The organism is Rhizohabitans arisaemae, from assembly GCF_025996515.1.
Taxonomy (GTDB): Bacteria; Actinomycetota; Actinomycetes; order Streptosporangiales; family Streptosporangiaceae; genus Rhizohabitans; species Rhizohabitans arisaemae.
The window spans coordinates 1179106-1192436 of record NZ_BLRH01000009.1; the positions used below are offsets into that span (position 1 = coordinate 1179106).

Consider the following 13331-nt stretch of genomic DNA (forward strand, 5'->3'; position numbering starts at 1 on the left):
GCCAAACCTCCGATAACAGAAGTCTGCTCTCGTGATAACCCACAGACGTCTCGGTGCGCAACCCTGAAGGGCACTCATCTCCCGTCTGTTAGCACATGGTTACACAGATGACAGGATTGAGTACCGACCGCCCGTGGGGATACAGGGGAGTCATGACGACCAGCAAGGCCACCACCTCGGCAAACACATTCGGAGGTATCGGCGGGAACCTGCCCCGGCCCGACGGAACCCTCAAGGTCCGAGGAGAGTTCGCCTACTCCTCAGACCTGTGGCTGGAGGACATGCTCTGGGGCGCGACCCTGCGCAGCCCGCACGTCCGCGCCCGCATCCTCGGCATCGACCTCACCGAGGCGATCGCGATGCCCGGCGTGCACGCCGTACTCACCCATGACGACGTGCCGGGCGAGAAACACTACGGACTGGACCGCCGTGACCAGCCCGTGCTCGCCGTCGACCAGGTCCGCTACCAGGGCGAGGCCGTGGCGATCGTCGCGGCGGACCATCCGGAGACCGCGCGCCGCGCCGCCAAGGCGATCAAGGTCTCCTACGAGCCGCTCCCCCCGGTCGTCGACCCGGCCTGGGCCCTGGATCCCGCCTCGCCGCCCATCCACCCCGGCGGCAACGTCGTCCGGCGCCAGCCGGTGCGCACCGGCGTCTTCCTGGACGGCCCCGGCGCACCGCCCGCCGACGTGGTGGTCGTCGGCGAGTACGAGGTCGGCATGCAGGACCAGGCCTTCCTGGGCCCCGAGTCCGGGCTCGCCGTACCGGCCGAGGACGGCGGCGTGGACCTTTACATCGCCACCCAATGGCTGCACGTGGACCGGGACCAGCTCGCGCCGTGCCTGGGCCTGCCCCCGGAGCTGGTACGGCTGACGCTGGCCGGGGTCGGCGGGGCCTTCGGCGCCCGCGAGGATCTGTCCATGCAGGTCCACGCCTGCATGCTCGCCCTGCGCACCGGCCGGCCCGTGAAGATCGTGTACGACCGGCAGGAGTCCTTCTTCGGCCACGTGCACCGCCACCCGGCCCGGATGCGCTACGAGCACGGGGCGGACGCCGACGGGCGGCTGGTCTACGTCAAAGCCGAGATCCTGCTTGACGGCGGCGCCTACTGCTCCTCCTCGCTCGCCGTCGTCGGCAACGCGGCCTCCCTCGGCGCGGGCCCGTACGAGGTCCCGAACATCCACATCGACGCCTACGGCGTCTACACCAACAACCCGCCCTGTGGGGCGATGCGTGGGTTCGGCGCGGTTCAGGCGTGTTTCGGGTACGAGTCGCAGATGGACCGGCTCGCCGCCGCCTGCGGCCTGTCCCCCGTCGAGATCCGGATCCGCAACGCCGTCTCGGAGGGGTCGCGCATCGCCACCGGGCAGCTCGTCGACACCCCGGCGCCGCTGGCGGAGATGCTCGCCGAGCTGGCCGCGATGCCGATGCCGGACCTTCCTGCGGAGCGACCCGGCCCCGACCTGCGCGATCTGCCGGGGGGCGTCTCGCAGACCACCCGCGGGGAGGGGGTGCGGCACGGCGTCGGGTACGCCGTCGGCCTCAAGAACATCTGCTACTCCGAAGGCTTCGACGACTACTCCACCGCCAGGGTCCGGGTCGAGCTCCTCGGCGGGAAGCCGCACGTCCTCGTGCACACGGCCGCCGCCGAAGTCGGGCAGGGCCTGGTCACCGTCCTCGCCCAGATCGCCAGGACGGAGCTCGGCGTCGCGAACGTGACCGTCGCCCCCGCCGACACCCGGGTCGGCTCGGCCGGTTCCTCCTCCGCCTCCCGGCAGTCCTACATGACCGGCGGCGCGGTCAGAGCGGCCTGCGCGGCCGTACGCGACCGGCTCGCGGCACACGGCCCGGCGGAGTCCCTCACCGAGATCCTGGCGCTGACCGGCCCGATCGAGGAGACCCGGGAGTACCGGCACCGCCCCACCTTCCCCATGGACCCGTTCACGGGGCAGGGCGACTCGCACACCCAGCTCGCCCTCTGCGTGCACCGCGCCGTCGTCGCCGTCGACGTCGAACTCGGCCTGGTCAAGACCGTCGAGCTCGCCGCCGTCCAGGACGTGGGGAGGATCCTCAACCCGATCGCGCTGGAGGGCCAGATCCACGGCGCCTCGGCCCAGGGGCTCGGTCTCGCGCTCATGGAGGAGATCCAGATGGAGGGCGGGAGGGTGCTCAACCCCTCGTTCACCGACTACCTCATCCCCACGATCCTGGACATGCCGCCGATGCGCCTGTCGATCCTGGAGCACCCCGACCCGCACGCGCCGTACGGGCTCCGCGGGGCCGGCGAGCCGGCCACCCTCTCCTCCACCCCGGCGATCGTCGCCGCCGTACGGAACGCCACCGGACTGGAGCTGCCCCGGGTTCCCATCCGCCCCGAACACATCGCCTTGACCTGACCGGCGTTCTCCCCCGGGTCCGGGACAACCGCCGGAGCGGGCGTCCCGGTCCGCGCGTCAGGGAGGGCAGATCCCGGTGGCGGGAGACGGGGTGCACGACGGGGTGGGGGTCGCGAAACGCCCGGAGACACCCTGGGTGCCCGCGCCGTTCGGCCCGCTCGGGGTACCCCCGACACCCGAGGGCGTGATCCCGCCGGGAACGCCGCCTTGCCCTGGAACCCCGTTCGGTAAACCCGTGGGCGGGGGTGTGGTGAAGCCCGGTACCGGCGGGGTGGGGGCGAACGTCTGCGGGTAGCCGGTCTGGGGGACGCCCGGCTCCGGAATCTGCCCGGTGCCCGGCGTCTGGCCGACGAGCTTGGCCACCAGGGCGTCGGCCTCGGCCTTGGTGTATCCGCCCCCGATGCGGAAGCTGGTGCCGGTGATCTTCTCCGCGATCGTCGGGGCGGCCACGACCCGGTCCGCCACGATGATCGCGAGCTTCTTCTCGTTCGGGGTGACGCTGGTCAGCCGGGCGATCTGGTCGCGGTTGGCGGGCGCCAGCGTGATCCGCACACTGTACTTGTCGTCACCCTCCTTCAGCGCCTCGATCTTCTGTACCTGGGTCAGCGGCATCCCGGGGTCGGCGGTCTGGTAGCAGGTCCGGCCCAGATCGTCGGGGTAGGCGCCGACACCCGAGCAGGGCGCGGGGTACGACGCCGTCACCGGCAGGACGTTGATGGGGGTGGTCAGGCGGGTGAGCGGCCTGCTGCCGACGATCGGCTCCCCCGGGGCCACCGCCATCCGGTAGGCGACGAAGCCGATGAAGGCCGCGAGCAGCACGGCCAGAACCAGGGCGACGCCGAGCACGACGGTGACCAGCCCGCCCACCGCCTTGGGCGCGGCCGCCTCCCCCTGGGAGGGCGCCGCGGTCCCGTCCGGCGCCGGGCCCGGGGTCCCGGGGACGTTCCGGCCGCCGGGTGGAGGTCCTTCAACGCCCCCCGGTGTGTTCGCGTGCAATCGTCCCTCCCGAATGATCAGTGAGCTTACCGATGCCAGTCAAAGAGCAGTAATTCATTGACATTCTGTTACCAATGAGAGTCGACTCATTCCATTTTGGGGGTGGCCCGGATAGGCGCCGACAACAGACAGTGAGGAAAAGAGGGTTCGAGGAGGAACCGTGAAAATCGGAGTACCTCGCGAGGTCAAGAACCACGAATATCGCGTGGCCATCACCCCGGCCGGCGCGCACGAACTCGTCACACACGGACACGAGGTGATAGTCGAAGAAGGAGCCGGCCTGGGCTCGTCCATTCCGGATGAGTTCTTCACCGGTGCCGGTGCCCGCATCGCACGCTCAGCCGACGAGGTCTGGGCGGAGGGCGAACTCATTCTCAAGGTGAAGGAGCCGATCAACGAGGAGTATCACCGGATGCGTGCGGGCCAGGTGCTGTTCACCTATCTCCACCTGGCGGCCTCCGCGCAGTGTACCCACGCCATGCTCGACTCGGGGATCACCGGAATCGCCTACGAGACCGTACAGACCGACCTCGGCGCGCTTCCCCTGCTCGCCCCCATGTCGGAGGTGGCGGGGCGCCTGGCACCCCAGGTAGGGGCGTACCACCTGATGCGGTCCGGCGGCGGGCGCGGCGTCCTCATGGGCGGCGTGTCCGGCGTCTACGCGGCCAAGGTCGTCGTGATCGGAGCGGGCGTCTCCGGTCTGAACGCCGCGGTCATCGCCCTCGGCATGCAGGCGGAGGTGCTCCTGCTCGACATGAACGTCGACAAGCTCCGCCAGGCCGACCTCGTCTATCAGGGGCATTGCCAGACCGTCACCTCCAACGCCTACGAGATCGAGCGTGCGGTGATCGACGCCGACCTCGTGATCGGTGCGGTCCTCGTCCCCGGCGCCAAGGCGCCGAAACTGATCACCAACGACCTGGTCTCCCGGATGAAGCCGGGCTCGGTACTGGTGGACATCTCCATCGACCAGGGCGGGTGCTTCGAGGACTCCCATCCGACGACTCACGCCAATCCGACCTACCGGGTACACGATTCGGTGTTCTACTGCGTGGCGAACATGCCCGGAGCGGTACCGCACACCTCCACCTACGCCCTGACGAACGTGACGCTGCCCTACGCCCTGTCCATCGCGGACAAAGGGTGGGTGCGGGCCCTGCGCGAGGACGCGCCGCTCGCCCGTGGCCTCAACGTCCACGCGGGGCGGGTGACCAACGCGGCCGTCGCCGAAGCGCAGCGGGTGGCCGCGGTCTCCTTGGCGGAGATCCTCGGTTAGCCCCCATGGCGGAACCGGCCCGCCGGGCGGGCCGGTTCAGGGCGCCGGGCGATCAAACCGGCGGGAGCGGGGTTCCCACACCCTGGGAGCACGCGGCACCGGGCTCAGGGGTCTCGGGGCCGTTCTTGAACTCCTTGATGAAGGCGCGGATCCGCGGGTCGTCGGCCTTCTCGATCTTGAGCTGCTTGTTCCAGGAGCTCAGGACGATCGGCGACGGCAGGCCCTGGAACGGGCTGAGCAGGATGTAGGTCTGGGTGCCGACCACCGACCGCAACGCGTCGACCTGGTCCTTGGCGAGGTCGGGGCGGTAGGTGATCCAGACCGCGCCGTGCTCCAGGGAGTGGACGGCGCTCTCGCTGCTGATCGGCTGATCGTAGATGCCGCAGTTCTGCCACTTCGGCGGAGGCGCGTGGTCGCCGCCGACCGGAGGCGTCTCCGGGTACTTGATCGCCTCTTCCTTGTGCACGCCGCCCTTGTACTTGAAGGTCTGGACCGCGCCGAGATCACTCCCCTGCCGCTGCTGGACAAGGTAGACACCGACCAAGCCGACCAGGATGACGATCACCAGGCCGCCTATTCCCCAGCTCAGCAGGGCGACCCGCCGTTCCCTGCGCTTGTCATCGGCGCGCATGCGAGCGATGTGCTCACGCCTGTCCTGCGCTTTGCTCTTGGACATCCCGCCTCCGCCGCGGCCCGGGCCATCGGTACCAGTCTGATTGGTTTTGAGCAGTGTAATGGCAATGTCGTATGAACGGAGTAAAGGTGGTTTCTCCAGCCCCACGCACGACTCCTGTTTTCCGGCCCGGGGCCCGCGGCGGATACCCTGACGGGGTGAACGTCCCCCTCGAAGAGCGAGCGGCCGACGCCGAAGCCCCGGCGGGGCCCGGCGGCACGGACCCGGCTCCCCCCGCATCGGCGCACCGGCGACGGCGGACGGCCGTCCTGGCCGCGATCGCCGTCCTGGCCCTCGCCGCCGCGGCGGCGTTCCTGCTCACCCGGCCGTCCACGCCCGCGGACTCCTCCCCGGAGGCGGGGTTCGCCAGGGACATGGGCACCCATCACGACCAAGCGGTCGACATGGCCTTCACGATCCGGGACCGGAGCCAGGACGAGGTCATCCGCGGACTCGCCACCGACATCATCGTCACCCAGACCGCCCAGCGGGGCATGTTCCAGGGGTGGCTTCAGGTATGGGGTCTCACCCCCACCGGTGACTCCCCGGCGATGGCGTGGATGAGCGGCCACGGCGGCCACGGCGACACCCCGGGGGTGATGCCCGGGATGGCGACGGTCCAGCAGCTCAACGAGCTCCGGGCGAAGACCGGCAAGGACGCCGAGATCCTCTTCCTGCAATTGATGATCAAGCATCATCGGGGCGGCGTCGACATGGCCAAGGGCCTGCTGCAGCGTTCGAGCGACCCCGTGGTCCGCCGGATCTCCGAGCGCATCGTGGACGGCCAGCTCGGCGAGATCGATCTCATGAACCGGCTGCTGGCGGATCGGGGCGTGGCGGCGGCCTAGTCCGCCGATCTTCCCTCGGCGTGCCGCACCCCGTTTCACCGTCCGGAACCGGCAGCATTGGGGCATGAACGAAGAACCGGAGAGCCGCTTGGAGGTGAGTATCACCACCGAGGTGGAAGCGGGGTTCTACGCGAACTTCGCCTCCGTCTGGCACACCCAGGATGGTTTCGTCCTCGACTTCGCGGTGATCACCCGTCCGCCGCAGCTGGAGCAGGACAGCGAGTCGGGCACGCCCTACATCAGCGTGCCCACCCGGATCGTCAGCCGGATCCGCATCCCGCCCGGCCAGGTCTTCGAACTCATGAAGGCCCTGGAGCAGCAGCTCTCCGCCTACGAGAAGGAGACCGGCTCCCCCACCGCCTAGCGGCCGGAGCCGCCCGTCTCGGCGACGATCGCCGCCGCGAAGGCGTCGACGTCCTCGGCGGTGGTGTCGAACGAGGTCATCCAGCGGACTTCCCCGGTTCCCTCGTTCCAGGTGTAGAAGCGGAAGTCCTTCTGCAACCGCTCGGCGACCTCCCTCGGCAGGATCGCGAAAACCGCATTGGCCTGCACCGGCCGGGAGATCCGCACCGAACCCCCTACGGCGTCCGCGAGCCGCCGCGCCATCGCGTTGGCGTGCGAGGCGTTGCGCAGCCACAGGTCTCCGGAGAGCAACGCCTCGAACTGAACGGCGGTGAAGCGCATCTTCGAGGCGAGCTGCATCGCCGCCTTCCGCAGGTACATCACGCCGCGGACCGCCGCCGGATTCAGCACCACGACCGCCTCACCGAAGATGAGGCCGTTCTTGGTGCCGCCGTAGGAAAGCACGTCGACGCCCTCGGTGAGCGCGCCGAGCGGCACCCCGAGCGTGGCGGCCGCGTTGGCGAGCCGGGAGCCGTCCATGTGCAGGGACATGCCGTGGGCGCGGGTGCAGGCGACGATCGCCCGGATCTCCTCCGGCGTGTACAGGGTGCCGAGCTCGGTCGACTGGGTGATCGACACCACCCGGGGCTGCGCCCGGTGCTGGTCGCCCCAGCCCCACGCCTGCGTCTCGATCAGCTCGGGGGTGAGCTTGCCGTCCGGGGTGGGGACGGTGAGCAGTTTGAGCCCGGCCACCTTCTCCGGGGCGCCGCACTCGTCCACATGGATGTGCGCGGTCTCCGCGCAGATCACCGACTCCCAGCGCTCGGTCATCGCCTGCAGGCCGACCACGTTCGCCCCCGTGCCGTTGAAGACCGGGTACGGCTCGGCCTGCGGCCCGAAGTGCCTGCCGAACACCTCGCGCAGGTGCTCGGTGTAGACGTCGTCGCCGTAGGCGGGCTGGTGTCCCCCGTTCGCCAGCGCGATCGCCTCCAGGATCTCCGGATGGACGCCCGCGTAGTTGTCGCTGGCGAACCCCCGAACCGAGGGATCGTGCCGCTGCACCGCGTCAGTCACTAGGTTGTCCCCACTTCATGGTTGTGCGTTGTGCCGACCGGGAGAACAGCCCGGCCCGATCGTTTCAGGCGGTGAGGTCGAGACGGCGCCCGTTGATCTCCTCGGCCGGGCGGTCCCACAGCCCGGCCACGGCGTCGGCCAGATCCCGGACGTCGGTGAACCCCTCGAACTTCGCGTCCGGCTTGGCTGCCCGCATCTCGTCGTCGACGAGCGCCTTCACCACCAGCACCGAGGCCGCCGCGCCGGTGCCGGTCAGCGAGTCGGCGAACGCCCTGGCCCACGCCTCGGAGGCCGCCTTGGCGGTGGCGTAGGCGGCGTTGCCCTGGGTGGGGCTCTCCGCCGCCTTCGCCGAGACGATCGCGAACCTGCTCCGGGAGCTGCGGGCCAGTGCCTGCGCGAACGCCAGGGTCGTGTGCTGCAGGGTGCAGATCAGCAGGTCGGCCAGGGTCGCCCAGTCCCGCAGCGACGTCTCGGCGAAGGTCTTGGACCCGCGCCAGCCGCCGACCAGGTGGATGAGTCCGTCGACGTGCCCGTACCGCTCCTCGGTCTCCCGGGCGAACGCCCGGACGGCTTCGGCGTCAAGCAGGTCGACGACGACGGGCCGCACCCCGGCCAGCCCTTCGGCCGATCGCAGGGCGCGCTCCTCGTGGGCGTCCACCGCGAGCACGGTCGCCCCCGCCTCGTGCAGCCGCCGGACGACCGCCCGGCCGGCGGGGCCGCCCGCGCCCGCCACGACGACCACCAGATCACGCATGTTCCGCTCCACAGTCGATCGCTCCCTCACTACGCCGTATTCCTTCTCACCGGGTCGGTCGCCCGCACCGGATCGGCCGCCGGGCTCGGCGGTATCCCGGCGGATCCGCGCCCGGCGATCCGCTCAGGCGGTCTGTCCCGTGATTCCCCGGGTGGACTCGATCACATCGCCGAGCTTACGGCGCAGTGCCTCGTAGAACATGCTCAGGGGGAACTCGTCGGAGAGCACCGCGTCCACGACGGCCTTGGGGAACCCGTCGACGGGCAGCGCCTCGACGCCCTTGTTCCACACCGAGGCGGGGTTCGGCTCGACGTAGTCCGACACCAGTTCGTACGCGGCGAGCCAGTGGGCGAGTTTCGACCGGTCGATCCCGTCGCGGTAGAGCCGTTCGACCGCGGCCCGGAGCTCGGCCACCCCGTCCGCGACCCTTGGCCAGTCGACGGTGAGCCGGTTGTCGGTCCACCGCACGATGCCGGCGCGGTGGAGGTAGGCGAAGAGAAGCTGCCCGCCCAGGCCGTCGTAGTTGCGGACCCGGTCACCGGTGATCGGGAAGCGGAACAACCGGTCGAACAGCACGGCGTACTGGACGTACCGGGCGTGCGGCACACCCTCCTTCTCCAGCACCACCGCCTCCCCGAAGGCGGTGAGGTCGCAGCGGAGCTCCTCCAGGGAGTAGAGCCAGTACGGCATGCGCTGCTTGATCATGAAGGGATCGAAGGGCAGGTCGCCGTGGCTGTGCGTCCGGTCGTGGATCAGGTCCCAGAGCGCGAAGGTGTCCTCCGCGATCTCCTGGGAGGACAGCAGCCTGGCCGCGTCCGGCGGGAGATCCAGCTTGAGGATCTCCGCGGCGGCGCCGGCGACGGTACGGAACCGTGCCCCCTCCCGGTCGCAGAAGATGGCTCCCCAGGTGAACTTGGGCGGTGTCTCGCGCACCGAGACGGTCTCGGGGAAGAGCACCGCGGAGTTGGTGTCGTAGCCGCCGGTGAAGTCCACGAAGGTGATCGGCACGAACATCGGGTTGTCGTAGCGCCCGGCCTCCACCTCCGCCAGCCAGTCCGGCCACACCGTCCGGATCCAGACCGCCTCCAGGTTGCGGTCGGGGTTGCCGTTCTGCGTGTACATCGGGAAGACGACGAGGTGCTCCAGACCGTCCACCCGGGCCCGCTGCGGCTGGAAGGCGAGCAAGGAGTCCAGGAAGTCCGGCTTGGCGAACCCGTTCTCCCGCCATTTGCGCAGGTCGCCGAGGAGCGCCTCCAGGTACGCGGCGTCGTGCGGGAAGAGCGGCGCCAGCCGTGCCGTGGCGTCCACGACCCGGTCCACCAGGGCCGCGGCCTTGTCCGTGTCCCCCTCGATCGACCCGTCCTTGGCCTGAAGGGGACGGATCTCCTCGACCGCCGCCTTGAGATCGTTCCACGCCTCGGGCAGGTCCGCGACCGCGCCCTTGACCGCCGGTTCGGGGCGCCGCGCCGCCCAGGTCACCGTGTTCTCCCAGAGCCGGCCGTGCCGGTGGTCGGCGATCGAGTCGTCGCCGAAGAGGTCGGAGTCGGCGAACGCCACGACCCGGCCCCGGCCCGCCCGTGCGACCACGGCGAGCGCGGCGCCCGCCGGGTCGGCCTCGGCCGAGGTGGCGAAGAGGACCTCGTCGCCGCCGGTGAGCGCCCCGGCCCGGTAGAAGCAGGCCTGGCCGGCGTCGGCGAGCAGGCCGCGCGGCGAGCCGGGCTCACCGAGGACCCAGGTGGCGACGCCCCGGTGCGCGTGCCGGGGGTCCTGCACGGTGGTGTGGGTCACCCCGATGCCGAAGCGGGCGAGCAGCTCGGCGACGTTGTTGCCGTACTTGTCCTGCTCGCACTCGGCGAGGACCACCAGTCCGCCGCCGTCCCGGACGTAGGCCTCGACGACGTCCAGTTCCCCGGCGGTGAGGATCGGGCTCCCGACGCCGGTGGTCTTCTCCCAGCGGGCGTCCGCCGGATGCGCGATCACCAGCACGTCCTGATCGGCGAGAACCTCCGGCGTGAAGGGGCCGTCGACGTGGGAGGCGACCCGGTGGCCGGTTCGCCGGAGGATGTCCGCGGCTCTCACGTAGGAGTTGTCGTCCGGATGCGTGGGATTGATCGCCGTGGCGACCTCCCGGCGAATCGTCCACGACTCACAGTGGGCCTCGTCGAACAGGACCCGAGGGAAACCCCGCATCACACACTCCCTCCCAGGAATATTTACGTGCACAGCAGCATATCAACGGAAACTTTCCCGCATCCACCCCCCATCCTCGTCGCACCTTCACTATCGGGCCCCATCACCCCGAAAGGGGTACGCACCCGGATCACGCCCCGTTCCTCCGCGGATCCCGGGGTACGGCCGAAAGCCGACGCCCCTTTCGCCCGCGTACGGCGAATCACCCGAGACCCCGCGCCGACCCCGGAACACGGGCATCATCGGTGACGTCCGAACCCCGGAACCCAAGGCGCCCGGCCATGCCCCGGCATCCCGGCGGCGAGGGCCGGAAGGGCAGAGCGTCCGGTACGGCCCGCGGGTCGCCCTGTTCCGACCGGCGGCGGCTAGGGGTAGGCGACCTCGACGATCTCGCCGAGGGGGAATCGGCGGTAGTCGCCGGTCTCGTCGCACCAGGCGTCCAGCACCTCGCCGTCGAGTTCGCCGAAGCTGACCGTCGCCGAGAAGCCGTCCGTGCCGGTCACCCGGGCCGCGACGCCGCGGTCGACGACGAAGCCGAGGTGCGCCTGCTGGGCCGGCGGGAGCCGGAAGGCGTGCCGGCCGATCACCGCCCAGGTCTGACCGCGGGCGCGCAGGGCCGTCCCGACGGCGATGAGCCGCGCCGCGTGCTCCCGGGGGTCGACGGGGCAGGCCGCCCGGCCGGTGCGGACGGGGTGCGCCCGCGATTTCACCGGGGGGCGCGGCTTCGCGCGGACCGAATCCGGGGACCGCTCCGCCACAGGCGCGTACCCCGCCTCGCGGAGCGCGGCCAGGGTCTGCTCCGGGCCGAGCACGCTGGCGAGCACCGTCGGGGCCAGGAGCCGCAGGCGCAGCCGGGCGAGCTTGCGGTGGGACGCGATCTCGGCGAGGAGCGCCGGGTCGTCGCCCGCCACACAGCAACCGGGTTCGAGGACCCGGACCTCCCCGTGGCGGCGGGCGACATCGCGCACGAGATAGTCGAGCGGCTGTGGGATCTCGCCCGTCGCGACCGCTTTGAGCGCGTCCAGCAGCCGGTCGGCCTGCCATCCGTCGTCGAGCGCACGCCGTACCGAACCCGGGCGGAACCGCCACACCGACGCGGTCCCCTGGGTCTCGCGATCGGCGGCCAGGTCGAGCACCTCGGCGAGCTCCGCCGACGCCGGCCCGGTGACCACGGCCGTCAGGTCGGCTCCGAAGAGCGCGGTCCGGCGGGCCGCGGCCAGCATCCGGCCGGCGATCTCGCCCAGCCGGGCGTGCCGGGCCACCGCGGGGACGTACCCGTCCCATTCGGTCCCGGCGACGGCGCTCAGCCCCGCGAGCGCCCCGCCCAGCTCCGCGATCGTCTGCCCGCCGACCAGGCCGAGCAGCGCGGCCTCGGCGAAGGCGGCGGGGGCGCACTCGTCGACCACCTCCGACCGGATCAGCGGCGCGTACCAGCGGACCGCGGCCGGCAGGTCGTCGGTGGGGAGCGCCCGCAGGGTCGCATGCCGGACCCGGACGATGAGCTCGCCGTACGGCTCCTCGCCGAGCACCGGCGGACGCTTCCCCTCGATCAGCCGGAGCGGGGAACGCTCCATCCGCCACCAGGCGGACAGCAGCTCCGTGAGCCGTTCGGCCGGGGAGGCCAGCCGCCACTCGTCGAACCGGTCGGTGGGCGTCAGCGCCTGCGCCTCCTCCGACCAGGCGTGCAGCCGCGCCACCGCGGTGATCTCCAGGAAGAGCCGGGTCTCGTCCTCGGTGCAGCCCGTCTCCTTGGCGACCCGCCGTACCTCACGGACCCCGACCCCGCCCTTGCGCAGCACGGGCAGCGGCGTCCCGGCGAGGTTGCCGAGGAGCCCGGTGACCCGGTCGAGCAGGCGGATCGCCGCCGCCGACGCCTCGTGCTCAAGCGGCTCGCGCGGCACCGCCCCGGGAGGTCGCGGGGTGAAGGGCGCCCGGTAGCCGGGCCCGCGCAGGGTGAGCGCGACCTCGCGGGGCATCTCGGCGACCCGCCACCCCACGATGCGGATGAGCCCGTGCCGCACCGCCCAGTGCTCGGGGGTGCCCGCGCGCTGCCAGTCGAGCAGCTCGAACTCCTGGACCGGCCATCGGGTGAGGAAACCCTCAAGCAGGGCGTCGACCCCCTCGGGCGCCCGTTCCATCAGGCCGGCCATCGCCTCCGGATCGCCGTGGAACCGGATGATCTCCGCGGTGAGACGGTCCCGATGTCCGCTGACCGCCAGCCCGAGGGCGCGCGCCACGCTCCGTAGTTCGTAGACGGGGAGCCCGGAGAGCAACTGGTCCGAGGTTCTGCCGAAGCCGCAGGGGTTGACCCAGTTCCTGGCGAGCGGACGGACGAGGTGGATCCGCCCGCTCCGATCGGTCCAGGCGAGGGCGTGGTCAGCGAGCCGGTCAAGAAAGGGACGGAGCTCCGCCTCGTCGGCGCCGAGGAACGACGCGAGCCGCCGCGCGGAGCAGCCGGCGCCGAGGACGAGGCAGGCCTGCGCGATCTCCATGCAGGGCAGCGGAAGGGTTCCCGCCGCCTCCAGGACGGCTTCCGCGTCCTCCAGGCGTTCGGCCAGCGCGGGGAGCCGGCGTGGCCAGGGCGGGGAGAGGGCGTCCGGGCGGGCGGTCAGGACCCGGGTCAGCCGATCTTCGTCAAGGGTCGAGAGCCAGTCGAGCAGTCGGTCGTCCAAGATTCTCCCCCCGGAGTGGGCCGAGCGACACAACCGTAGTACAGAGCCCCATCGTCACCGTGCGTATTCACCATACTTTCTCCTGCATATGCACGTGCAGATGACTTGTG

10 protein-coding genes are annotated in these 13331 nt (G+C 71.1%); 4 read left to right on the plus strand and 6 right to left on the minus strand.

Annotated features, from left to right (window positions below):
• The first annotated feature begins 152 nt into the window (after positions 1–152).
• Entirely contained in the window at positions 153–2396 is a 2244-nt protein-coding gene (locus RUR_RS06030) for a molybdopterin cofactor-binding domain-containing protein (protein ID WP_283133859.1), read from the plus strand.
• A 57-nt stretch (positions 2397–2453) separates the two neighbouring features.
• Here the strand turns inward: RUR_RS06030 and RUR_RS06035 are convergent, their stop codons facing one another.
• Positions 2454–3392 carry a SecDF P1 head subdomain-containing protein gene (locus RUR_RS06035; RefSeq protein ID WP_283133860.1) on the minus strand — a complete coding sequence of 313 codons (939 nt, stop codon included), beginning with the start codon at positions 3390–3392 and terminating at the stop codon, positions 2454–2456.
• 160 nt (positions 3393–3552) lie between these two features.
• Between RUR_RS06035 and ald the strand changes: the two genes are divergently transcribed.
• Positions 3553–4668 (plus strand): alanine dehydrogenase, encoded by a 1116-nt coding sequence (ald, locus tag RUR_RS06040; protein ID WP_283133861.1) that lies wholly within the window; start codon positions 3553–3555, stop codon positions 4666–4668.
• A 52-nt stretch (positions 4669–4720) separates the two neighbouring features.
• Here the strand turns inward: ald and RUR_RS06045 are convergent, their stop codons facing one another.
• Positions 4721–5344: a thioredoxin-like domain-containing protein gene (locus RUR_RS06045; RefSeq protein WP_283133862.1), complete on the minus strand. Its 624-nt coding sequence runs from the start codon at positions 5342–5344 to the stop codon at positions 4721–4723.
• A 155-nt stretch (positions 5345–5499) separates the two neighbouring features.
• On the opposite strand from RUR_RS06045, the gene RUR_RS06050 reads away from it, so the two are divergent.
• Positions 5500–6189 (plus strand): DUF305 domain-containing protein, encoded by a 690-nt coding sequence (locus tag RUR_RS06050; protein ID WP_283133863.1) that lies wholly within the window; start codon positions 5500–5502, stop codon positions 6187–6189.
• Positions 6190–6253: 64 nt separating this feature from the next.
• Entirely contained in the window at positions 6254–6553 is a 300-nt protein-coding gene (locus RUR_RS06055) for a DUF3467 domain-containing protein (RefSeq protein WP_283133864.1), read from the plus strand.
• Here RUR_RS06055 and RUR_RS06060 read toward each other — a convergent pair.
• The 4 genes from RUR_RS06060 to RUR_RS06075 form a co-directional block, all read right to left on the minus strand.
• Positions 6550–7605, minus strand: a complete 1056-nt coding sequence (locus RUR_RS06060) for a threonine aldolase family protein (RefSeq protein ID WP_283133865.1) — start codon at positions 7603–7605, stop codon at positions 6550–6552. The two genes, RUR_RS06055 and RUR_RS06060, sit on opposite strands and share 4 nt — an antisense overlap.
• Before the next feature lie 64 nt (positions 7606–7669).
• On the minus strand, positions 7670–8359 hold the full coding sequence (locus tag RUR_RS06065; protein ID WP_283133866.1) for an SDR family NAD(P)-dependent oxidoreductase: 690 nt from the start codon (positions 8357–8359) through the stop codon (positions 7670–7672).
• A 123-nt stretch (positions 8360–8482) separates the two neighbouring features.
• A complete protein-coding gene (locus tag RUR_RS06070; RefSeq protein WP_283133867.1) occupies positions 8483–10549 on the minus strand; it encodes a DUF6421 family protein in 2067 nt (688 codons plus the stop codon).
• Positions 10550–10914: 365 nt separating this feature from the next.
• The gene (locus tag RUR_RS06075) at positions 10915–13221 is read right to left on the minus strand and encodes a helicase-associated domain-containing protein (protein ID WP_283133868.1); all 2307 of its coding nucleotides are present in this window, start codon (positions 13219–13221) and stop codon (positions 10915–10917) included.
• Positions 13222–13331 lie beyond the last annotated feature (110 nt).